This is a genomic window from Arcobacter roscoffensis (assembly GCF_024267655.1).
In the GTDB taxonomy this organism is placed as follows: Bacteria; Campylobacterota; Campylobacteria; order Campylobacterales; family Arcobacteraceae; genus Arcobacter_B; species Arcobacter_B roscoffensis.
Genome location: NZ_CP100595.1, coordinates 400,307 through 422,816 on the forward strand (window position 1 = coordinate 400,307; position 22,510 = coordinate 422,816).

Consider the following 22,510-nt stretch of genomic DNA (forward strand, 5'->3'; position numbering starts at 1 on the left):
ATGGAATTAATGCAAAGTGCGATTACGACACACGTATATACAATTTACTTTTTTTTAGCAATTATGTTATTTAACCTTTACTCAGTTATTAGTGTAAAAGAGTTTATGAAATTAGCAAAGAGACTAAAATTTATGACTCCTTTATATCATTTAACAAATGCAATTGTAATGTATACAGGAGCAATTGTTGCTTTTTATGCTCATGCTATGAGTTTTACTATTTTTATAATGATACCAACTTCAATATTCCTTTTAGTTATTGAAATTAAAAGATATAAGAAGATGAGAGTTATTAAAAGTGCTGATAAAGAACTTCAAGAAGAGTTTTATAAATATGCAAGAAAAATTTATACTATTGAGATTATGGTATTAGTATCAATTTATATAATTAGTAAGGTATTTTAAATATGCAGTTTTCTTATCATGAAGATGCTAAAGAATCAAACCTTGCAATTAATAATGATACATATAAATATTTAATTAAAGCTAGAAGACATAAAGTAGGTGATGAAATCTATTTTAGAAATTTAAATGATAGTTTTGCTTATTTATATAAACTAGAATCAATTGGAAGAAAAGATGCTCTTTTGTCACTAGTAAGTAGTGAAGAAAAGATAGTTGAAAATGATAAAAAACTACACCTTGCTTGGTGTATGGTTGACCCAAAAACTATTGAAAAAAATATAGCTTCATTAAATGAATTAGGTGTAGATAAAATTACATTCGTTTATTGTGAGTTTTCACAAAAAAACTTTAATGTAAATATAGAAAAATTAAATAGGATTTTATATAATTCTTCAAGCCAATGTGGAAGATCTTCAATTATAAAGCTTGAAATTTGTGATAGTTTAGAAGAGTTTTTACAGAAAAATCCAGACTCATATTTTTTAGATTTTTCTACAACTAATATTGAAACAAAAAAACATGATATTAAAACTTTAATAATTGGTTGTGAAGGTGGATTTTCTCAAGATGAGAGAATTACTTTTGATAAAAACAAAGTAGTTGGTTTTAAATCAAGTTTAATACTACGGAGTGAAACCGCAATAATAAGTGCAAGTTCAAAAGTACTGATATAAAAAAAGCCAAGCTTTTAAAGCTTGGCTTTTTTTTATGCTAATAATAAATTACTACCAGCTTCTTACAATTGAGTGACATCTAGAACATGCATTTAACATATCAGAATATGCATCAGCAGCACTTAAATAAGCTTTTTCATCTAAATTTAACTCTAAAACATTTAAGTCTAAGCTAATTCTTTCACTTGCCGCAGCAGCAACATTAACTAAGTGTTTTTTGTTTTGTGGTAAGTAGTTTTCAATAACTTTCTTTTCAGAGAAAAGTTCATTTCCTTGTTTTACTAAAGCAGAACCTTCTTTAATTAATTCAAGGTTGTTATTTAAAAAACCTTTTTGGATTTGAGTCATACCTTGTTCCATAATAGACATAGATTTTTGCATAACATCTTGAGCATTAGCAACACCAAAAGCTAATGTACATGCAACTAATAATTTTGCTAGTTTCATTTGGTTTCCTTTATGATTTTATTAAAAAAGGTTAGGGGATTCCTAACCTTTCTATTTTTAAGAGTTCTTAGTGAACTTCTCTCCACATTTTTTTCTTCCATAAGAATGCAAAGATTGCAAAGATTACAAAGTAGATTAAGAACTTAGGTCCTAATTCAGATCTTTCATCTTTACTTGTATCTCCAACTTCTTCCATGTAAGTAATAACTTGTTTTTGAGAATCTTCAGTTAAACCAACTCTAGGCATTGCAGTACCTTCAAGGTGTTTTTGTGGATTATTAATAAATGTTGTTAAGTAACCCTCACCTCTAGATCTAATATATTGTGATAAGTCAGGAGGTAATTTACCCATGTACTTTTTAATATCAGAATCAGGAGTTAATGAACTCATTGTTCCATTTAGCATATCAGCATATTTAATACCATGACATCTTTGACAAGCATCAGTAAATACTGCTTTATTTGTCATTTCTTCTGGAGCAATTGACTGTAAGTAAGCTACCATATCAGCAATCTCTTGTGCTTGCATCCAACCGTAACCTGGCATTGGATGAACTCTTCCATCTTCAAATTTGTGTTCAACTTTTGAAGCTTTTGCAGGATTCTTAATGAATGCTGCTAAATAATCAGCATTGTAAAGGTATCCAGCAGTACTTAAATCTGGTGGAACAACACCATAAGCAGCAGCTGAACTTGCGTTATCCATAACTTGAGGGAATCCCTCAGCATTAATTGAGTGACAAGCTGTACAGTTAGTTGTAACTAATGTTTTACCATTTGCTGCATCACCACTTAAAGCTTTTACATCTTTAACATCTTCTTGAACATCAGTGAATTTAAAATCAGCTGGTTCTACATGAGGGTGCATTTGAGAGTGAGCAAATGGCTCAACTCCCCAGTAAGTAACTAGCGTTAAGGCTACTACTACTGCTAAAATTTTTAATTCTTTCATTATGCATCTCCTCTCTTTTTAGCATCTGCTTTTGTAATAAATGGTAATGCAAGGAATAAAATGATGAATAATGTAGCTACTACAAATCCAACCCAAGCATTTACACCTGTTGGAGGTAATTTTCCATATACAGTTAATACAATTAAGTCAGCCATTAAAATCCAGAACCAAATAAAGAATTTAGGTCTTTTGTGTGCTGGTAAGATTTTTGGATCTCTATCTAACCAAGGTAATACTAGGAAGATAACGTTTGCAAATGCAAATGCAATTAATCCAATATCAAATGCTTTAATAGGTCCAACATCAAAGAAGAATCCTCTTAATACTTCATATGACCATAAGAAATACCATTCTGGGTAAATATGTGCAGGAGTTACCATTGGATCAGCAGGATCAAAGTTAACTGGGTCCATTGCAAAGTTATAATGGAAGAATACTAAGTAGAAGTAGAAAATTAAGAAAATACCTAATACAGCTAAATCTTTAGAAATAAATACAGGCCAGAAAGGAATAACTTTTGATTCTCTTTTGTTACCAGCTAAGTATTTTTCAGCTTCTTCATCAAAATCAAATTCATCAGAGTTTTGATTATTAACGTGAGGAATTCTTAATGTATAGAAGTGTAATCCAATAATTCCCATAATTGTAATAGGTAATAAGAACACGTGTAACATAAAGAATCTAGTTAATGTAGCATCAGCAACATTAAAGTCACCTCTAATCCATACAACTAATGCATCACCAATAACTGGAACACCACCAAATAAGTTAGTAATAACCATTGCAGCCCAGTAAGACATTTGTCCCCATGGTAACATATATCCAGAGAATCCAGCAGCAGAGAATGTCATGAATAATAACATACCTGAAATCCAGATCATTTCTCTACCTTGTTTATAAGAACCATAGTAGATACCTGTAAACATGTGAATATAGATGATTAAGAATACAACAGAAGCAGCAACACCATGCATATGTCTAAATAACCAACCAAATGCAACTTCTTGCATAATTGTATAGTTAACTGAATCAAATGCTAAAGCAACATCTGGCTTGTAGTACATCATTAAGAATAAACCAGAAATTACTAAGATACCAAAAGTAGTAGCTAATAATACACCCATTGCCCATAAGAAGTTAATATCTTTTGGAATCCAATACTCAGTCATTAAAACTTTGTTTAAAGCTGTAGTATTAAGTCTTTGATCTAACCACTCACCAACTGAGTTAGCTTTTTCAAATTTTGCCATAAACTACTCCTTATGCCGTTGCCATCGCAGCAGCGATTTTTTTGTATTCAGGACCTTCTTCACCTAAAGTGATTTCAGTTCCTTTTACACTAAATGGAGGTAGGTCAAGTGGTCTTGGAGGAGGTCCGAAGATTTGTTCAGCAGAAGGGTTGAACTCCCCACCGTGACATGCACATTTCCATTTATCTTTTTTCCATGCTGGAATACAACCTAAGTGAGTACATAATCCAATAGCAACAGTATATCTACTATCACCGATTATTAAATCTCTTTCATTGTCTTTCATTTCAGCAGTTTTTTTAAGAAGAAAAATTGGTTTTCCTCTCCAAGTAATCGTAACAGGATTTCCGGCTTTTAATTCACCTAGTTCTACTTTTGTAAAACCACCTGCTAATACGCTTGGAAGTGGATCCCATACTTGCTTCATACCAACAAGTGACGCAGCACCACCTACTGCAGCAACAGCAGCAAATGAATAACCAAGAAAATCTCGTCTATTAGTTTCATTAGACATATTTGGCTTCCTTTTTTTTTAGTTTAAAATCCATATATTATATTGTTTTCTTACTTAAAATGATTTGACTCAGGGGATAAAATGTTATGTTTATGCTATTTTTTGTGAAAAATTTACCCAGTATGGTAAAATAGGGGAAAGTTATTTTAATTATTAGAGAATTTTAACATTCTCTAATAAATTTTACGATTTCTTCTTCAATATTCTCTTTTTCAATCACTTGATTGTGATTGATTTTTGCTGTAAATAAGTCTTTAATTGACTGAGGTAAAACAGCTTTATATTTAGATGAGATTTCTTCTAATGCTTCTTTATCTGCATATTTTTCATCGTCTTGTTTAAGGGCATTTAGAACTGTTGGAGAGAATTTTGTCCATTCAGCTGTTGAGTAAATTACAGTAGTAATTTTCTCTTCTCTTAGTTCATCATAAGCTTTAATACAAGTTGCTGTGTGAGGATCCATTAAGTAACCATCATCTAAGAAAGATTTGATGATTTTTGAACCATATTTATCATCAGAATTTACAGCACTAAAGTACTCTTGAAGCTTAGCTGTTTCATCTTTACTCATTTCAAAGATTTTTTTCTCATTTAGGTCATCTAGTAACTCTTTCGTTCTTTTTGCTCCAAAAAGTGAAAAAATCACTCTTTCTATATTAGAAGATTTTAAAATATCCATAGCTGGAGATTTTGTAAGTTTTAACTCTTTATCTCTAATATCATAAACACCTGTGTTAATCCATTCAGTTAAAATATTGTTTTCATTTGAAGCAACAAGAAGTTTTTTGATTGGAACACCCATTTGTTTTGCATAAAATCCACCAAGTACATTTCCAAAGTTTCCAGATGGAACTACTAGGTAAATTTCTTCGCCATATTCAACCTCACCTTGTTTTAATAACTCTAAGTAAGAGTGGAAGTGATAAATGATTTGGAAAATAATTCTACCAAAGTTAACAGAGTTAGCAGCAGATAGTTTAATGCCATCGTTTTCTAGTTCTTCTTTAAACGATTCACTAGCTAAAAGTTTTTTAAGTGCTGTTTGAGCATCATCAAAATTTCCTTTAATACCTAAAACTTTTAGATTATCTCCATCTTCACATACCATTTGTAATCTTTGTACATCAGAAGTTCCACCATCTGGATATAAACAAGCAACTTGAATATTTTCTTTATTTTTAAAAGTGTTTAGTGCAGCAGGACCAGTATCTCCTGAAGTTGCAGCTAAGATTAAGTACTTTTCATCTCTTTTTTTAGCAATAGAGCTTAAAATTGAACCAAAAGGTTGTAATGCCATATCTTTAAATGCTCTTGTTGGTCCATGATATTGTTCATGTACAAATAAGTCATCTTTAACTTTAACTACAGGACAAGGATCAGCAGCATCATCAAAATTGTCATATAAATCTAAAGCTTTATTAATCTCTTCTTCATCAATATCTATTTCAAAAGCTTTTAAAATAGCATATGCTAATTCTTTATATCCATCATTAATATGATTTAAAAGAAAGTTTTCTTCAAGTTGCGGTAACTCTTTTGGTACATAAAGTCCACCAAAAGATGCACTAGGATTTAAAATAGCGTATGAAAACTCTACTTCTTTATCTTTAATTCCATCATTTCCTCTAGTTTCTATAAATTTCATTCTTCTTCCTTACGCTTCATCGCTTAGTAGTTTTTCCATATCAATTCCATTGTTTGGATTGTCTTTTCTAACAAATTGTGTTCCAATTCCATCACTTGTGAATAACTCAAGTAAGATTGAGTGTTCAACTCTACCATCTATGATGTGAGCTTTATTCACTCCATTGTAAATAGCATCAATACAAGAATCAACTTTTGGTATCATTCCTCCACCAATTGTTCCATCTTTTTTATAAGCTTCTACATCATCTTGGTCAAGTGAGTTAAGTAAAGTACCTTCTTTATCTAAAACACCTACTGTATCAGTTAAAAATAGAACTTTTTGAGCTCCAATAGCAGCAGCTATTTTAGATGCTGCTACATCTGCATTTATATTAAATCCAGGGTGGTTAGGTTCTGCACTATCAGCAATTGGAGCAATTACAGGAATAAAACCTTCTTTGATAAGATTATTTATCATATCTCCATTTACTTTTGTTACAACACCTGTGTAACCAAATTTACCATCTTCTTTAGGAACTGCATTTATTATTGACGAGTCTTTTCCTGAAATACCAATAGCTTTTGCTCCATGGTGGTTTAGTAAAGATGTGATATTTTTATTTATCTCTCCACTTAAAACCATTTCTACAACTCTCATAGTATCTTCTGATGTAACTCTATGTCCATCTACAAACTCTGACTCAATAGATAACTTATCAAGTAGTTCAGATATTCTAGCACCTCCACCATGTACAATTACAGGTTTTATACCTACAAGTGAAAGTAAAACTATATCTTCAGCAAACTTCTCTTTTAATTCTGGACTAGTTTGAGCTGAACCACCATATTTAATAACAATAGTCTTCCCATAAAACTTTTTTATATGAGGAATTGCATCAAGTAGGGTTTGAACTTTTTGATGTTTCTTTTGCATAATATTTCCTAAGATGTTTTTTAAAGGCAAATATTATATCAAAAATTATCTTAGTTGTTTTCTTTTATCATACTTTTTTCAAAGATCACAGTTTTGTTTCTACCACTATTTTTTGCTTCATATAATGCAATATCAGCATTTTTAATGCACTCTTTTAAATCAATACTATCTTTAGGAAAAACACAAGCACCAATACTTAAAGTTTTGTTTATAGTATTTGAAGGAGTCACAGGAATATTTTTTTTCATAAAGGCTGTTCTTATTTTCTCAGCCACACTAACTACACTTGCTTCATCACAATTATGTAATAAGACAATAAACTCTTCTCCTCCGTATCTAATAATAGTATCAGAGTTTCTAGTATTTTCATTTAGTGTTTGAGCTACTATTTGAATAGCTTTATCCCCAATATCATGGCCGTAAGTATCATTTATTTTTTTGAAAAAATCTATGTCAATCATTAACACCCCATAAGGTATTTTTGCTCTATTGCTTTGAGATACAATTTTAGGTAGTTGGTCTTCTAAGTGTTTTCTATTATAAAGACCTGTTAAGGCATCTGTTCTTGCGTTTTTTTCCAAAATATTCATAAGTTTATTTGTGATAATAACTGATTTTGCAGCATCAATGTAGTCATTTATAAAAGGAATATTGTATTTTATTTTTTCAATCTCTTCTTTATCTTTTGCAAAAAAAGAGATAATTAAATCTAATTCATTTGATATTGAATAAGGAATACAAAGGTAGTTTGTATTTTTATCTTCACATGATATACAAATATTTTCAAATACAGTTGAGTCAACTATTTGATTTGTTTTATCTGCTCTGCATTGTACGTTTTTATTACAATACTCTTTATTTCCTATGTATACATTTTTTGCTTCACCTGTTCTTGTATAAGCTTCTTGAATATTGAAGTTTTCTATATTAATTCTAGCCTTGATAACATGAGCTAATCTTTTATAAATAGTGTCTAAATTATCATCGTGTTCTATTGTTTTTCTAAATTTATAAACTGATGATAGTCTTGAGACAGTTTCTTGAACATTTATTAAAGGGTCACTATTTTCATGGGTTTTGCTAGATAGAAAAATAGATATGTTTTTATCTATATCAATTAAAGTTGTTTCAAGTTTATTTAGTAAGGTATTAATCCAAGTAGAGACTTCTTTTGCATCTTTGTTATTTATATCTAATACTCTTTGTGAGTAATCGCCTTCATTGGCATTATTCATTACTTTTTTGATTGAAACAAAAAGTTTTAAAAATGGTGAGATTAAATAGTTTATTAAAAAAGCAATTGTAAAAATAAGAACTAAAGCAATAGCTGTTGTATTTAAAACAGTACTAATTCCCTTTTGTTTTGAATCATCAACAGGAATAGTAATAGTAATAGCACCTAAAGTATCACCTTCTTTTGCATTTGAATGGCAATTAAGACAGTTTATTTCCCCACTTGAAGTTGCTTTATATGGAATAGTAATTCTATAAGTACTATTTGAAAAAAGCTTTTCATCTATTACTTTTATTTCTTTTCCAGTTTTTAAAACTTTTTTATCTATCTCATCTTGAGGAACTTCGTTATTTAGTCCTTCCCCATACATTTCAATTACTTTATGACCACGGCTTAACCAAACTTTATCAATATGTGGTAAGTCTTCTAATTGTTTTAAAAATATTTCTCTTTCATCAATTACACCTGTTAACATTTGAGTTGTTAGTGCATGCTCTACGGTTTTTGCTAAAATAGTTGCTTTATTATCAATACTTTTAATTCCATACTCTCTAAAGTTATAAGTAAAGTTTAGAATCATAAGAATAAACATAAAGAATATAACAGTGGTAACAAGAAAAATAATCTTACTATTCGTTTTTATACTGCATTCCTGAAATTTTATAATAGTTAATAATGCAATAATATAATAAAAATGTTTAAGTTTTGATGATTAATATAGTATTTTATAACAATTACTTTAGTATGATTTGCTTATGAAAAAATATTTAGCATTAAAAGCAAGTGCAGGAAGTGGGAAAACTTTTGCACTAACAGTAAGATATATTACTTTATTATTAAAAGGTGCAAAAGCAAGTGAGATTTTAACTCTAACTTTTACAAATAAAGCTGCAAATGAAATGAGTGAGAGAATATATAAAACTCTACTTACTTTAGGTGATGATGAAGCATACTTAAATGCAATTTGTGAACAATCATCTATGAGTAAAGAGCAGATTCTAGGAAAGAAGAGTTTTTTAGTAAAATCTTTCTCAAATGCAACTTTATCTATATTTACAATTGATAAGTTTGTAAATAAAATTCTTAGAGAGTTTTGTGGATATATTGGAATATCAGATGATTTTGAAATTAAAGAGGATGATATAGAAGCTTTAAGTATTAAGTTTTTATCTTCATTAGATGCTCAACAATTTGATACTTTAATTGACTTTTCACTTTATGAAAAAAAGAAGTTTAACTCAATATTTGAACTTTTTAAAATTTTACTTGAAAAGAATGAAAAGATTGAACCTATTAGAATTGATGGAAGTTTAATTAATCTTCAGAAGCAAGAGGTTTTAAAATATGCATATAAAATAAAAGAAGCCATTTTATCTTGTGATGTGGCCTCAAACTCTGCTAAAAAAGCTGTTGATTTTGAAAACTTTGACTCACTATTTGAAAAAACATGGCTTTCAAAAGAGGTATTAAGTGATTATAGCTATTTTAAAAAATGTTCAAATGAGATTTTAGAAAGCTATTTCGTAGATTTAAAACAGCAGTTGCAAGCTTATTATAAATTAAGAGCAAACTACAGTTTATCAAAACTTTTTGAACTTTTTTTAATGTTTAAAGAGTTCAAATTAAATTACAATAAAAATAAAAACTATTTAGAGTTTAATGATATTTCAAATTTAGTTTATGATTTATTAACTAATAAAATTGATAAAGAGTTTTTATACTTTAGACTAGATTCTCAATTTAATCACATATTAATTGATGAGTTTCAAGATACATCTTTAATTCAATATAATATTTTGAAACCATTAATTGATGAGATTTTGTCAGGGGATGAAACTAGATTTAAAACCTTTTTTTATGTGGGAGATGTAAAACAATCTATATATAGATTTAGAGGTGGTAAAAAAGAACTTTTTGACCATGTGGCTAATACAAATAAACTTTTAGAAGTAGAAGTCTTAAATACAAACTATAGGTCAAGTCAAAATGTAGTTGAGTTTGTTAATTCACTTTTTATAAATATTCCAAACTATGAATATCATAATCAACAATCAATAAAAAAAGGTGGTTTTATAGAAGTTGTTGAGGATGAAGCTTTAGATGAAGACGATAAATTTGAAAATGTAGCTTCAAAAATTGCAAACTTAATAAAAAGTGGAGTTAACTCAAACGATATAGCAATTTTAACTTATACAAATGATGATGTATTAAGTTTATATTACTATTTAAAAAAGAAGTTCCCAAAACTTAAAATATCTACTGAAATGACTTCAAGGTTAATAAATCAAGAAAATGTAAAAGCTGTAATAAATGCTATCAAATATTTATATTTTAATAAAGAAATTTACAAAGAAAATCTAAATGCTTTAATGGGAAAAGAGCTTACTAGTCCTGTTGAATTACAAATTGATTTTGATAAAAAGTCAGTTAGTAAGATAATAAAAGATATAGCTTCTAGTTTAATGATTATTGACCAAAATATTATAAAGCTTATAGAAGTTTGTGAAAGCTTTGATAATATTGTAGAGTTTGTTTATGAAGTAGATAAACTAGATGCAACAATACAAAATAGTGAAACAGTTGGTCTTCAAATATTAACTATTTTTAAATCAAAAGGTTTAGAGTTTAAAACAGTAATTTTACTTGATAGAATTAAAAGAAAAAATGCAGATAAAAGCTCTCTTCTTTTTGAATATGATAGTGTAAATTTAAAAAATATTTTTTATAAAATAAAAGGCTATGAAAACTATAATGATGATTATGCAAGAGCAATTGCAAAAGAGAAATCTTTGTCTTTACAAGATGAAATAAATATTTTATATGTAGCACTTACAAGAGCTCAAAATAATATGCTTGTTTTTAAAAAGAAGAAATCTTCTGTATTTGATATTTTAGATATGACTCCTTGTAAAATTGGACAATTAGAGTTAAGTTCAAATATATCTAAAAACTTTGATAGCTTTGAAAAAGTAGAGTATACTCCTATGGACTTAGGTATTCAAGAACAGCAAATATCAAAAGAAAAAGATAGTAGTAGCGAAATTTTATATGCAAGATATTTTGGTATTGCAACTCACTTTTGTTTAGAAATGATGAATAAGTTTACATATGAAAGTTTAGATTATTGTTTAAAGATTACTGTTTCAAGATACTCTAATTATTTAAAAGAAGAAGACTTTGAAAAAATTAGATTAAGAATTACAAATTTAATTGATAATAAAAAGTTTCAAGACTTTTTAGAAGATGCTACATTTATCGCAGAGCAATCGCTTATTTACCAAGGTGAAGTGAAGATAATAGATTTACTTTTACAAAAGGGTGATGAGTATTATATCTTTGATTACAAAACTACGAAGAGTGAAAATTCATTTGAACATAAAAATCAAGTAAGGCACTACAAAAAAGCAATTAGCGATATATTTAATACAAATAAGGTATCTTCATACCTTATTTATTTAAATGAAGATAAGTCTATTCTTGATGAAGTCTAAACAAAATATCTAATTGAAGCAAATCCATAAGGGTTTGCTTTTTCTATTTGTTCAACTTGCTCATTTGATACAATTCCCCCAAGGGCAATAATATCCATATCCTCATATAAGTTTATAGCTTGAACAAGGGCATTTATACCTTTTGCTTCGCCTTTATTGGGAGTATCAAATATAGGTGAGAATGTTACGGCATTTGCATATGATTCTTGAGCTTTTTCTATGTCTGATAAATTATGACATGAGATAACTACATAAAGATCTAAGTCTCTGGCTTTTTTAATTTTTTTAAATTGTTCAGAGGTTAAGTGTACCCCTGTTGCACCTAGTTTTTTAGCTAGCTTAAAATCTTTGTTTAATAGGATTTTTTCTATATTAAACTCTTTACAAGTTTGAATAAATACATCTGCTAGTTCTTCAAAGTTTTCACTTGTTTTATCTCTAAAACATGCTATATCAATACTGTTTTTTTCAAGTATTCTTTGTAGGTTTTTTTTAAATAAGTCAAGGTTATTTGAGTAATATTTTGGGTCAGTAATAAGATACTTTTTCAAAGGAGGTTTCATTTTATACTTTTTGTTAAATTTTTTCTTAAGTATAATATTTAAATACTAATAATAATATTAATAAAAAAAGGGAAGGATAAAATATCCTTCCCTTTTATGTGCTTTATGTAGTTTCTAATTAAAAATTAGTGATCTTCATGTTCCATCATAATAGAACCAGCAATATAAACATAAGTTAAAATCATGAAAATAAATGCTTGTAATAATCCAAATGCAGTTAACATAAAGAATCCAGATAATGGCACAATCCATGGTACTAACATTAATAATACCATTAAGAACATATCATCACCTCTAATAGCACCAAAAAGTCTAAATGATAAAGAAATAATTCTTGAAATGTGAGAAATTATTTCAATTGGGAACATTAATGGAGCTAATACAGGCATTGGACCCATAAAGTGCTTAAAGTAATTAACAAAACCATTTGTTTTAATACCTAAGTAATTATAGTATACAAAAACAATTAATGCTAATGATAATGTAAAGTTGATGTTTGCTGTTGGAGACTCAAATCCTGGAACAACACCCATTAAGTTAGAAATAACAATTACTAAACCTAAAGAACCAATTAATGGCATATAAACTCTAGCGTTTTTTTCACCCATTGTATCTGCACCCATAGATACAACACCACCAATGAATGCTTCCATAACATTTTGTGAACCAGTTGGAACTAGTTGCATTTTTCTAGTAGCTGCATTTGCTATTAAAAATATAACACCAATCGCTAAGATGTAGTGTGATAAGATTATCCATTCTTGACCGTGGCCACCGATGCTACCTAAGAACGTAAACAGTCTTCCTTCCATTTTTTTCCTTTTTGTTGTTACTCAATACTAAATTATGTCGTATATTGTATAGTTTTTTTTCTAAAATCTTTCTTTAGGTTTTAACTTAGATATTAATTTAAACTAAATTTGTTTGAACTTATACCCATTTTGTTTCAATTTTTCTCTAATTTGCTTTTGGTGTTCATCACCTTTTGTTTCAAGAGCAATTGTGATCAAAGCCTCTCCAAAGTCCAGTTTTATCGAGTCTCTGTCATAATCTATTTGAACAATATTTGCTCCACAATCTCTAAAGATTTCACTTAAATGTGTTAATGAACCAGGTTTATCCATAAGTGTTACCATAAGATTCATTTTTCTATTTGATTTTACTAAACCCTTCTCAATAATTTGTGCAAGCATAGTAACATCAATATTTCCACCACTTACAAGAGCACAAACTTTTGTATCATCCATTTCAATTTTATCATGCATAATAGCAGCTGTTGCAACAGCTCCTGCACCTTCAACTACAAGTTTATGTTTTTCTAGTAAAAATAAAATTGCATTTGCAATTTCATTATCAGTAACTTCAACAATATGGTCAACATAATCAATAATAATATTTAAAAGTTTTGGGTTTACATTTTTTACTGCAATTCCATCAGCAATAGTTCTAACTGATTTTGAATCTAGAGGCATTTGAGATTTATATGACTCTTTCATTGCAGTAGCACCACTTGAAACAACACCAATTATCTTAATATCAGGATTTATAGCTTTTGCAGCTATTGCAATACCAGAAATTAATCCACCACCACCAATTGGGACAATTATTTGTTTTAAATCAGGAATTTTTTCTAAAATTTCAATGGCAACTGTTCCTTGTCCTGCAATCACATCATCATCAGCAAAAGGGTGAATGAATTCACAATTCTTTTCTTCTCTAAATTTCATAGCAGCTGCATATGCTTCATCAAAATTTTCACCAGTTAATACAACATTTGCACCATGGGACATTACTCCTGAAACTTTTGTAAGAGGAGTAGCTTCTGGCATAAAAATAGTAGCTTCACAGTTGAATTGTTTTGCTGCAAAGGCTAAGCCTTGAGCATGATTCCCCGCACTTGCTGCAACTACACCTTTATCTCTTTTCTCTTGTGATAAATTCGCAATTCTATTATACGCACCTCTTAGTTTAAAGCTTCCTGTTAATTGTAGGTTCTCTTTTTTTAGGTAAATATCACTACCTGAATCTTCACTTAAAATAGGAGCTTTTGTCATTGGTGTAACTTGTGCTACACCTTGTAAATTTTTATGTGCTTCTTTTATTTTATCAAATGTAATCATTTTTATACTTTTCATATTTAATTTTGCGAATAATATCTAAAAATAGTTTTTACTCTATTGAAGTAAAAACTATTTTACAAGAGCAAAAGCTCTAATTATTCATAATCCTTTCTTATTTGTTTTACTGCTTCAACCATATTTGTAAGGCTTGGTTTTACTTCTTCCCATTTTCTTGTTTTTAGTCCGCAATCTGGATTTATCCATAATTGCTCTTTTGGTAATACCTCAAGTAATAGTTCTATTTGTTTTTTTAGTTCTTCTACACTTGGAACTCTTGGACTGTGAATATCATAAACTCCAGGTCCAACTTCTTGTTTGTATCCAACTTCTTTAAATATTTTAAGTAGTTCATTTCCACTTCTTGCTGTCTCAATTGAAATTACATCAGCATCCATATCTTCAATTGTTTTAATAATGTCATTAAATTCACTATAACACATATGTGTATGAATTTGTGTTTGTTTTTTTGCAGTACTTACACATATTTTAAAATCTCTTGTTGCCCAGTTTTCATACTCTTTTATATTTTCAGTTCTTAAAGGATAACCTTCTTTAAATGCAGCTTCATCAACTTGAATGATTTTAATTCCTTCCTTTTGTAAATCTTCAATCTCATCACTTAAAGCAACTGCTATTTGTTTTGATACTTCACTTCTTGTTTTATCATCTCTTACAAAAGACCAGTTTAAAATAGTAACTGGACCTGTTAGCATTCCTTTCATGATTTTATCTGTTTTACTTTGAGCATAAGTAATCCAATCAACAGTTATAGCTTTTGGTCTACTTATATCCCCATAAATAAATGGTGGTTTCACACATCTACTTCCATATGATTGAACCCATCCATTTTGAGAAAAACCATAACCTTTTAGTTGTTCACCAAAATACTCAACCATATCATTTCTTTCTGGCTCTCCATGAACTAATACTTCAATTCCACACTCTTCTTGGAAAGCAATACAATCATCAATATATTGTTTCATATCTTTTTCGTATTGTTCTTTTGAAATTTCGCTTTTTTTGAAATATCTTCTTGATTTTCTTACTTCAGGAGTTTGAGGGAAAGATCCAATTGTAGTAGTTGCTAAATCTTCGTATCCTAAAATCTCTTTTTGTAATTTGATTCTTTCTTCATATTTTCCATCTCGCTCTAACTTTGTAAAGTTATCAACTCTTTGCTGTACTGATTTATCATGAATAATCTCAGAGTTTAGTCTATTATGATTAGACTCAATATTATCATTGTAAGCATTTTGTTCATTTTCGTTTAATGAATTGACACCTTCAAAAAATACTTTTGTAATTAAATTTAATTCATCAAGTTTTTCGCAAGCATATGAAAGCCAAGATTTTATTTCACTTTTCATTTTTTCTTCATACTTTAATGTATATGGAGTATGAAGTAGCGAACAAGATGATGAGATGATTAAATCTTCTTTATTTATATGTTTACTTATTTTACTTAATAGTTCTAAAGAATTTTGAATATTGTTTTTCCAAATATTTCTACCATCAACTACACCTGCAACTAATTTTTTCCCACTTTTAGAAATCTCATCTAATATTTCAAAGTTTTTTTGACCATATAAAAAGTCAAGTCCTAAAGCATAAATAGGTGTGTTTACTAAAATCTTACTAGCTTCATTTGAGTGCTCAAAATATGTAGTAACAATAATATCAATATTGCTAGATACATTTGCTAATAAATCATATGTAGGTTTAATTAGGCTTAAAACTTTTACATCATTATCTTTTACTAAAATAGGCTCATCAATTTGTACAGTTAGACTCTCATCTAATTTTGAAATCTCTTCTAATAACTCTTTATATATAGGAAGAATTTTTGAGTGTAATTCATATACATCACCATTATCAACTCTTTTTGATAATCCTAAAAATGTAAGTGGACCTATAATATTGATTTTAGTTTTTAAACCAAACTCTTTTGCTTCTTTATATTCATTTATGATTTTCGAAGCATTTAATTTATACTCATCTTCTAAGCTTAATTCAGGAACTATATAATGATAGTTTGTATTAAACCATTTTGTCATTTCCATTGCTACGCTATTTTTATTACCTCTTGCCATAGAAAAATATAATTCTTCATTTTCTAAATCTTTAAATCTTTTAGGAATGGCATTTAATAATACACAAGTATCTAAAACATTATCATAAAATGAAAAGTCATTTGATGAGACAAAATCAATTCCTGCTTTTTGTTGATATGACCAGTGTCTTTGTTTTAACTCTTTTGCAACAACTTCTACTTTTTCAAATGAACATTTATTTGACCAAAACTCTTCTAAAACTTTTTTAAGCTCTCTTTGTTCTCCAATTCTTGGAAATCCTATTACATAATTTTTTGACATTCTTTATCCTTAAATTTTATATTTTTATTTGTATGATTATTGATTGAAATTTAAAGATAATAGTGGAGGGTGTACTCCTGTTCGTCTAAATGCGAAATAAGTAGTATAATATGGACATCTAGGAATAAACTTAAATAAAGCGATAGCTACTTTTGTCTTTTTCCTAAAGTGGCAGTCACAATGACAAGGTTTATTTTGATTAGTAATGATTGATAAAGTGCAAAGTAAATCAGGGGGATCTTCTTCTAATACTTCATCCTCATTTTTAGATGATCTATATCGTAAAGTCTTTTTCGCAATAGTAATTTGGTTTTCAATAGTTTTTTGAACACTATGAGCTAGTATACTAGCAAATGTAAAATAGCTTTTTCCAAAACCTCTTGGTGACTTCACAAGGATCCTTTCATAAAAATTAGGCGCAAAGTATAGCCAATAAAAACTAAACTTAATTTAAAATAAGATAAAATTCCAAAAAAATTAAGGCTTAATTTGAAATTTACATTTGTGACTCTTTTCCCAAATTTAGTAGAACCATACTTTCAAGACTCTATTTTAAAAAGAGCAGTTGATTCAAATTTTATTAATTATGAGTTTTATAATCCAAGGGATTTTACTACTAATAAACATAATAAAGTTGATAAACAAATGGTTGGTGGAGGAGCTGGAATGCTTATGACTCCTCAACCACTTTTTGATTGCTTAGATAAAATAAAAGAATCAAACGAAGAAGCTTATATAATATTTCCTTTAGCTGCTGCAAAACCTTTTAATCAAAATGATGCAAAAAGATTAGCCAAAAAGAAAAACATAGTTTTTGTTAGTGGAAGATATGAAGGTATTGATGAAAGAGTTATTGAAAAATATGCAAATGAAGTGTTTTCAATAGGAGAGTTTATACTTACAGGCGGTGAATTACCATCACTAGTTATGGCAGATGCAATCTCAAGAAATGTAGATGGAGTACTTGGAAATTCTGATTCTTTAGTAATGGAGAGTTATGAAGATAATATCTTAGAAGCACCATCTTTTTCAAAGCCTGAAAATTTCCAAAATTTAAGTGTCGTTAAAGAATTCTTAAAGGGAAATCACAGTAAAATAGCCGACTTAAAATATAATCTGGCTATTTGCAAGACAAAATATTTTAGACCAGATTTAGTTACAAACAAAAAAATCAAAAATTAAAGTGTGATACCCCGCAATTTGCAAATGCGGGCACTTTCACCAAAGGTAAAGACATGAAAAATAGATATATTGCAGCTTTTGAAGCAGCGCAAATTGCAAACAAAGAAATTCCTCAGTTTAGAGCTGGTGATACAGTAAGACTTGGTGTTGAAATTAAAGAAGGTGCTAAGACAAGAGTTCAGACTTTTGAAGGTATCGTTATTGCTAGAGCTGGTAATGGTGTTGATTCTACTTTTACGGTAAGAAAAATTGGTGCTAACTCTGTTGGTGTTGAAAGAATTTTCCCATTATACTCTGAATCTTTAAAAACTTTTGAGGTAATCAGAAGAGGTAGAGTAAGAAGAGCTAAACTTCACTACTTAAGAGGATTAAAAGGTAAAGCTGCAAGAATTAAAGAGCTTAAAAAGTAATTAACTAAGGTTAAAACCTTAGTTTAGACTATGTCTAAGATATTAATTCATACTACCTCAAAGGTAGAAGCAAAACCAATCATAGAGTTTTTTAATTTGAAAGAATTAAACGACTCTATGAAAAACATTTATTCTAATGAAGATATATTACTTATCGTATCAGGCGTAAGTAAAGAAGAGATCTTAGAATCATTAAACTACATATTTAAAAACTACGATATTTCTAAAGCATTTGATTTAAGCATAGCCTCTTGTAGCGATGGCACAATTGCATTAGGAACACTTTTTTGTACAAATAGATTTATTTTTGGACTTAACTTCGCAAATATTACTACTGTTGAAGAGACTTTAGAAAGTGATGAAAACTTAGAAACACTTCTAGTTGATAAGCAAGCATCTTTCTTTAAAGATAGTTGTAAAGAAAAAATCAAAGACTTTTATATTTTAAAAATTGTGTCTGATTATTTTGATGAAGAAAAACCAAGTAATGAAGAGATTTTTAAACTTATAAATGACTCTATCGAAAGATGGAAAAAATTAATTTAGGATATAAATGTTAGCAGATATAGTAAATTTTGTAGTAGATACTGTTGGTAGTTTAGGTTACGCAGGTATTTTTATTATGATGTTTTTAGAGAGTTCTTTTTTCCCTTTTCCCTCAGAAGTTGTAATGGTTCCAGCTGGATACCTAGCATATAAAGGTGAAATGAATCTATTTCTAGCTATTTTCTTTGGTATTTTAGGTTCCCTAGCAGGTGCACTTTTAAACTATTTCTTAGCAGTTAAATTTGGTAGAGCTTTTTTAATTAAGTATGGTAAATACTTTTTTATAAAAGAAGAAACTATTGATAAAATGGAAGATTTTTTCAAAAGTCATGGTCATATATCAACTTTTTCAGGTAGATTAATCCCTGCTGTTAGACAATATATCTCATTCCCAGCAGGACTTGCTAGAATGAACTTACTTGTTTTTTCTATTTATACTACACTTGGTGCAGGTATATGGGTAATAGTTCTTACACTTTTAGGTTACTTTATTGGTGATAATGAAGCCTTAGTAAAAGAGTACTTAAGATATATTATAATAGGTATTTTATTAACATTAGTAGCTTTAGGATTCTGGTACTACAAAAAAGTTAAAAAACAAAAAGTTTAAGAAATAAACGCATAATTTTTATGTTACAATTCTTTTTTTTAAAGGATTTAACATTAATACTCAAACAACAGCATATAAATATGCACTAATAGCAATATTCTTTTGGTCAACAGTTGCAACAGCTTTTAAAATCTCACTTGATTATTTAACTCCATATGAACTAGTTTTATATGCATCTATTAGTTCTACTTTAGTTCTATCTTTTGTAATAGCATATGAAAAGAAGTTTGCTTTAGTAAAAGAGTATATTAAAAACAATTTTAAAATTGTTTTTTTACTTGGACTTATAAATCCTTTTTTATATTATGTTGTTTTATTTAAAGCCTATGATTTATTACCTGCTCAAGAAGCACAAGCAATAAACTATACTTGGGCTTTAATGTTGGCATTTCTATCTGTAATATTTTTAAAACAGAAACTTACAATAAATGATATTCTTGCAGGTATTATTTGTTATTTTGGTGTTTTAATTATCTCTACAAAAGGTGAACCTTTTTCACTTAATTTTTCAAACCTTGATGGTGTATTCTTAGCTTTACTATCAACAGTTCTTTGGTCTATGTATTGGATTTTAAATACAAAATCAAAAGTTGACCCAATAGTTGGACTTTTTAGTAATTTTTTAGTCTCTCTTCCAATAATTATTGTTTATTTCTTATTTACTCAACCACTAAACTTGCCATCATTAAATGGCATTTTAGCTGCAAGTTATGTTGGAATGTTTGAAATGGGTATAACATTTTTATTTTGGTTAAAGGCTATGCAAAGTGCAACTTCAACTTCAAAAATAGCAAATCTAATTTTCATATCACCATTTTTATCTTTAGTATTTATATATTTTATTGTTGGAGAGCAGATTTATATATCTACAGTTATTGGCTTAAGTACTATTGTTTTAGGTTTAGTAATTCAACAATTTAAATTCTCAAAAAATAGCTAATATTACACCTTAAATAGCATTAGAATAGCAATTGTAACTATTTTGTAACAATTGTCTAAAAAGTATATAATTTACCTACAAAAATTAAGAATCAGTTAAGTTTTGCTATGAAATAATGACTAAAGAAAAAAAGGTACTACTTTTAGTAGTACTAAAATTTATTTAGAGAATTTAAAATGGCAAAACAAAAAAACAAAAGAACAGTAATTCAAAAGGTTATAAATAACCATCTAAAAACTAATAAAAAAGAGATATCTCAGTTAACTATTAAAATTGATAAAAGACTAGATAATGCTTTAGTTGTTTTAAGTCAGTCATTAAATATTTCAAAAAATAGATTGATTGAAGATATTCTTTGCGAAAGTGGAATAATTCAAGAAGTAGATGAAAACTATGTAGGAGATGATAATGAATAATTTTCCTTCAAAAAGTGATGTTATTGATGCAGTAATGACAGGAATGCAAACTGCTAAAAAGAACTACTCTTTTTGGACAGCTGATGAATTATATTTATCTTATGCTCCACCAAAGTTTTTAACTATTCATGTATCTCAAGAAATTGCAAAACTTGAAAATCCACCAGAGATTTTTATAGATGCAACAATTGCAGATATTTTAAGATGTTCATTACCTAAAAGAGATGCATTTAGAGAGTTTATGAAAGAACACTATTTAACTCCTGATGTTGTATGTCTTACGCTTGATGAGAGGTTTGAGCATAAAAGTGATAATGACTCAATTTCAAGAGTAATTATGAGTATAAAAAATGGTGTAAGAAATGTACAAGAAGAGTATAAAAATGATGTTGAAACAATGTGTAAAATGATTTCAAGAGATAAAAAAGAAGACTCTACTTTAGACTATGGTGTGTTTGCATTTTATTTAGATATTTCAAATACAGCAAGAAAAAAAAGTGAAAAAAGAGTTGAAGAGATAATTGAAGCATTTGACAAGATTGTTTACTCACATAAAAATTTAAAATCAAGTTTTAAAGGAGGCGAGATTAATAAGATAGACAACATAGGTGAATGGTGTGTGGGTTGCTATATTATAGAGCCTACTTTTTAGAAGAGTTAAAATCAAAAAATTTAAGGAGAGATATATGAATTTTAAAAAATTAACAGGTGCTTTAGCACTAAGTGCTGTTGTTGCAAGTTCACTTGTAGCAGCTGATACTGTAAAAATAGGGGTACAAGCTCCAATTACTGGAAAGTATGCAAATGAAGGTCAAGGAATTGATCAGTTTGTTAAATTAATTGTAAATGAAAAAAATGAGCAAGGTGGATTATTAGGTAAACAAATCGAAGTTGTTACTTGTGATGATGAAGCAAAAGCTCAAAAAGCAGCTGTATGTGCTAAGAAATTAGTAAACGCTGGTGTATTTGCAGTAATTGGATCTTATACTTCAGGTGCTACTCAAGCAGCTCAAACTACATATTATAGAAGTAAAGTATTACAAACTTCAGATGGTACTTCTGATGACTTAATCAAGAAAAAATACTGGACTTTCTTTAGAAACTCATTCCCAAATTCAGCACAAAGTGATTTTACAGCTGAGTATATGGTAAATACAAAAAAGTATAAAAATATCGTAGTTTTATCTGATTATTCTTCATACTCAACAGGTCTTGGTGATGCAACAGAAGCTTCTATCAAAAAACTTGGTGGAAATGTTGTATTTAGAGGTAAAATCAAATCAGGAACTCAAAACTTTACAGCAATGTTAACAAAAATCAAAGCTATGAAACCTGATGCTATTTATTACTCTGGTTATTATACTGATGGTGGATTATTAAGATCTCAACAAGCTCAATTAGGAATTAAAGCTGATTTCATCGGTGGTGATTCAAATGACAACCCAGATTTCTTAAAACTTGCAGGAAAAGCAGCTGAGGGAACAGTACTTATTAACTTCCCAACTCCAGATATCTTACCATACAAAGAAGCTAAAAAATATTTAGGTATGTATGAAGATACTTACAACATGAAGCCACCTTCAATTTGGGCAGTTGTAAATGCTGATGGATTAAGAGCTATTATGCATGGTGTTGAGCAAACAAAATCTTTTGATACAAAAAAGATTTCAGATTACTTACATACTCTAAAAGATTACCCAGGTATTACAGGACCAGTTACTTTTAGAAATGATGGTGAAAGAATTGGTGCTAAATTTATGGTTTACAGCATTCAAAAAGACGGCTCTTACAAAGTAGTAGGGCAATAGATCTTAAAGGTAAAAA

At 28.8% G+C, this 22,510-nt stretch carries 23 protein-coding genes; 11 read left to right on the plus strand and 12 right to left on the minus strand.

Annotation, left to right across the window (positions count from 1 at the left end; all coding sequences use genetic code 11):
- Entirely contained in the window at positions 1 to 405 is a 405-nt protein-coding gene (locus tag NJU99_RS02015; protein WP_254577067.1) for a hypothetical protein, read from the plus strand.
- Between the two features lie 2 nt (positions 406 to 407).
- Complete coding sequence (locus NJU99_RS02020) at positions 408 to 1,079, plus strand: 16S rRNA (uracil(1498)-N(3))-methyltransferase (protein ID WP_254577068.1); 672 nt, start codon at positions 408 to 410, stop codon at positions 1,077 to 1,079.
- 51 nt (positions 1,080 to 1,130) lie between these two features.
- Here NJU99_RS02020 and NJU99_RS02025 read toward each other — a convergent pair whose 3' ends face one another.
- The 7 genes from NJU99_RS02025 to NJU99_RS02055 form a co-directional block, all read right to left on the minus strand.
- Positions 1,131 to 1,526 (minus strand): hypothetical protein, encoded by a 396-nt coding sequence (locus NJU99_RS02025; RefSeq protein WP_254577069.1) that lies wholly within the window; start codon positions 1,524 to 1,526, stop codon positions 1,131 to 1,133.
- 67 nt (positions 1,527 to 1,593) lie between these two features.
- Positions 1,594 to 2,478 carry a c-type cytochrome gene (locus NJU99_RS02030; protein WP_254577070.1) on the minus strand — a complete coding sequence of 295 codons (885 nt, stop codon included), beginning with the start codon at positions 2,476 to 2,478 and terminating at the stop codon, positions 1,594 to 1,596.
- On the minus strand, positions 2,478 to 3,728 hold the full coding sequence (locus tag NJU99_RS02035) for a cytochrome b (protein ID WP_254577071.1): 1,251 nt from the start codon (positions 3,726 to 3,728) through the stop codon (positions 2,478 to 2,480). Before NJU99_RS02035 ends, NJU99_RS02030 begins: the two co-directional genes overlap by 1 nt.
- Before the next feature lie 10 nt (positions 3,729 to 3,738).
- Positions 3,739 to 4,242, minus strand: a complete 504-nt coding sequence (locus NJU99_RS02040; protein ID WP_254577072.1) for a Rieske 2Fe-2S domain-containing protein — start codon at positions 4,240 to 4,242, stop codon at positions 3,739 to 3,741.
- 163 nt (positions 4,243 to 4,405) lie between these two features.
- On the minus strand, positions 4,406 to 5,887 hold the full coding sequence (gene thrC / locus NJU99_RS02045; RefSeq protein WP_254577073.1) for a threonine synthase: 1,482 nt from the start codon (positions 5,885 to 5,887) through the stop codon (positions 4,406 to 4,408).
- Between the two features lie 9 nt (positions 5,888 to 5,896).
- Positions 5,897 to 6,802 carry an acetylglutamate kinase gene (gene argB / locus NJU99_RS02050; protein WP_254577074.1) on the minus strand — a complete coding sequence of 302 codons (906 nt, stop codon included), beginning with the start codon at positions 6,800 to 6,802 and terminating at the stop codon, positions 5,897 to 5,899.
- Positions 6,803 to 6,852: 50 nt separating this feature from the next.
- Positions 6,853 to 8,616 carry a GGDEF domain-containing protein gene (locus tag NJU99_RS02055; protein ID WP_254577075.1) on the minus strand — a complete coding sequence of 588 codons (1,764 nt, stop codon included), beginning with the start codon at positions 8,614 to 8,616 and terminating at the stop codon, positions 6,853 to 6,855.
- A gap of 175 nt (positions 8,617 to 8,791) precedes the next feature.
- Here NJU99_RS02055 and NJU99_RS02060 point away from each other — a divergent pair, with 175 nt between their 5' ends.
- The gene (locus NJU99_RS02060) at positions 8,792 to 11,527 is read left to right on the plus strand and encodes a RecB-like helicase (protein WP_254577076.1); all 2,736 of its coding nucleotides are present in this window, start codon (positions 8,792 to 8,794) and stop codon (positions 11,525 to 11,527) included.
- Here NJU99_RS02060 and NJU99_RS02065 read toward each other — a convergent pair.
- From NJU99_RS02065 to NJU99_RS02085, 5 genes are all read right to left on the minus strand, one after another.
- Positions 11,524 to 12,078, minus strand: a complete 555-nt coding sequence (locus NJU99_RS02065) for a thiamine phosphate synthase (RefSeq protein ID WP_254577077.1) — start codon at positions 12,076 to 12,078, stop codon at positions 11,524 to 11,526. The genes NJU99_RS02060 and NJU99_RS02065 overlap by 4 nt on opposite strands.
- Positions 12,079 to 12,215: 137 nt before the next feature.
- On the minus strand, positions 12,216 to 12,902 hold the full coding sequence (locus tag NJU99_RS02070; RefSeq protein ID WP_254577078.1) for a F0F1 ATP synthase subunit A: 687 nt from the start codon (positions 12,900 to 12,902) through the stop codon (positions 12,216 to 12,218).
- Positions 12,903 to 13,004: 102 nt separating this feature from the next.
- Positions 13,005 to 14,210: a threonine ammonia-lyase gene (ilvA, locus tag NJU99_RS02075; protein WP_254577079.1), complete on the minus strand. Its 1,206-nt coding sequence runs from the start codon at positions 14,208 to 14,210 to the stop codon at positions 13,005 to 13,007.
- A 95-nt stretch (positions 14,211 to 14,305) separates the two neighbouring features.
- Positions 14,306 to 16,582, minus strand: coding sequence for a 5-methyltetrahydropteroyltriglutamate--homocysteine S-methyltransferase (gene metE, locus NJU99_RS02080; protein ID WP_254577080.1), 2,277 nt, complete (start codon positions 16,580 to 16,582; stop codon positions 14,306 to 14,308).
- 36 nt (positions 16,583 to 16,618) lie between these two features.
- Complete coding sequence (locus NJU99_RS02085; protein ID WP_254577081.1) at positions 16,619 to 16,975, minus strand: hypothetical protein; 357 nt, start codon at positions 16,973 to 16,975, stop codon at positions 16,619 to 16,621.
- A 96-nt stretch (positions 16,976 to 17,071) separates the two neighbouring features.
- Between NJU99_RS02085 and trmD the strand changes: the two genes are divergently transcribed.
- The 8 genes from trmD to NJU99_RS02125 all read left to right on the plus strand — a co-directional run bounded on the left by trmD (position 17,072) and on the right by NJU99_RS02125 (position 22,494).
- On the plus strand, positions 17,072 to 17,764 hold the full coding sequence (gene trmD, locus NJU99_RS02090) for a tRNA (guanosine(37)-N1)-methyltransferase TrmD (protein ID WP_254577082.1): 693 nt from the start codon (positions 17,072 to 17,074) through the stop codon (positions 17,762 to 17,764).
- 53 nt (positions 17,765 to 17,817) lie between these two features.
- The gene (gene rplS / locus NJU99_RS02095; protein WP_254577083.1) at positions 17,818 to 18,174 is read left to right on the plus strand and encodes a 50S ribosomal protein L19; all 357 of its coding nucleotides are present in this window, start codon (positions 17,818 to 17,820) and stop codon (positions 18,172 to 18,174) included.
- Positions 18,175 to 18,204: 30 nt separating this feature from the next.
- Positions 18,205 to 18,720: a hypothetical protein gene (locus tag NJU99_RS02100; protein ID WP_254577084.1), complete on the plus strand. Its 516-nt coding sequence runs from the start codon at positions 18,205 to 18,207 to the stop codon at positions 18,718 to 18,720.
- A gap of 7 nt (positions 18,721 to 18,727) precedes the next feature.
- Entirely contained in the window at positions 18,728 to 19,330 is a 603-nt protein-coding gene (locus tag NJU99_RS02105; protein ID WP_254577085.1) for a DedA family protein, read from the plus strand.
- 130 nt (positions 19,331 to 19,460) lie between these two features.
- Positions 19,461 to 20,270, plus strand: coding sequence for a DMT family transporter (locus NJU99_RS02110; RefSeq protein WP_254578065.1), 810 nt, complete (start codon positions 19,461 to 19,463; stop codon positions 20,268 to 20,270).
- A 176-nt stretch (positions 20,271 to 20,446) separates the two neighbouring features.
- Positions 20,447 to 20,686, plus strand: a complete 240-nt coding sequence (locus NJU99_RS02115) for a hypothetical protein (RefSeq protein WP_254577086.1) — start codon at positions 20,447 to 20,449, stop codon at positions 20,684 to 20,686.
- A complete protein-coding gene (locus NJU99_RS02120) occupies positions 20,679 to 21,338 on the plus strand; it encodes a hypothetical protein (protein WP_254577087.1) in 660 nt (219 codons plus the stop codon). Before NJU99_RS02115 ends, NJU99_RS02120 begins: the two co-directional genes overlap by 8 nt.
- Positions 21,339 to 21,372: 34 nt before the next feature.
- A complete protein-coding gene (locus NJU99_RS02125; protein WP_254577088.1) occupies positions 21,373 to 22,494 on the plus strand; it encodes a branched-chain amino acid ABC transporter substrate-binding protein in 1,122 nt (373 codons plus the stop codon).
- Positions 22,495 to 22,510 lie beyond the last annotated feature (16 nt).

Coding starts and splice junctions, on each gene's coding strand:
- NJU99_RS02015 (WP_254577067.1), top strand. CDS start 1: ATGGAATTAATGCAAAGTGCGATTACGACACACGTATATACAATTTAC.
- NJU99_RS02020 (WP_254577068.1), top strand. CDS start 408: ATGCAGTTTTCTTATCATGAAGATGCTAAAGAATCAAACCTTGCAATT.
- NJU99_RS02025 (WP_254577069.1), bottom strand. CDS start 1,526: ATGAAACTAGCAAAATTATTAGTTGCATGTACATTAGCTTTTGGTGTT.
- NJU99_RS02030 (WP_254577070.1), bottom strand. CDS start 2,478: ATGAAAGAATTAAAAATTTTAGCAGTAGTAGTAGCCTTAACGCTAGTT.
- NJU99_RS02035 (WP_254577071.1), bottom strand. CDS start 3,728: ATGGCAAAATTTGAAAAAGCTAACTCAGTTGGTGAGTGGTTAGATCAA.
- NJU99_RS02040 (WP_254577072.1), bottom strand. CDS start 4,242: ATGTCTAATGAAACTAATAGACGAGATTTTCTTGGTTATTCATTTGCT.
- thrC (WP_254577073.1), bottom strand. CDS start 5,887: ATGAAATTTATAGAAACTAGAGGAAATGATGGAATTAAAGATAAAGAA.
- argB (WP_254577074.1), bottom strand. CDS start 6,802: ATGCAAAAGAAACATCAAAAAGTTCAAACCCTACTTGATGCAATTCCT.
- NJU99_RS02055 (WP_254577075.1), bottom strand. CDS start 8,616: ATGATTCTAAACTTTACTTATAACTTTAGAGAGTATGGAATTAAAAGT.
- NJU99_RS02060 (WP_254577076.1), top strand. CDS start 8,792: ATGAAAAAATATTTAGCATTAAAAGCAAGTGCAGGAAGTGGGAAAACT.
- NJU99_RS02070 (WP_254577078.1), bottom strand. CDS start 12,902: ATGGAAGGAAGACTGTTTACGTTCTTAGGTAGCATCGGTGGCCACGGT.
- ilvA (WP_254577079.1), bottom strand. CDS start 14,210: ATGATTACATTTGATAAAATAAAAGAAGCACATAAAAATTTACAAGGT.
- metE (WP_254577080.1), bottom strand. CDS start 16,582: ATGTCAAAAAATTATGTAATAGGATTTCCAAGAATTGGAGAACAAAGA.
- rplS (WP_254577083.1), top strand. CDS start 17,818: ATGAAAAATAGATATATTGCAGCTTTTGAAGCAGCGCAAATTGCAAAC.
- NJU99_RS02100 (WP_254577084.1), top strand. CDS start 18,205: ATGTCTAAGATATTAATTCATACTACCTCAAAGGTAGAAGCAAAACCA.
- NJU99_RS02105 (WP_254577085.1), top strand. CDS start 18,728: ATGTTAGCAGATATAGTAAATTTTGTAGTAGATACTGTTGGTAGTTTA.
- NJU99_RS02115 (WP_254577086.1), top strand. CDS start 20,447: ATGGCAAAACAAAAAAACAAAAGAACAGTAATTCAAAAGGTTATAAAT.
- NJU99_RS02120 (WP_254577087.1), top strand. CDS start 20,679: ATGAATAATTTTCCTTCAAAAAGTGATGTTATTGATGCAGTAATGACA.
- NJU99_RS02125 (WP_254577088.1), top strand. CDS start 21,373: ATGAATTTTAAAAAATTAACAGGTGCTTTAGCACTAAGTGCTGTTGTT.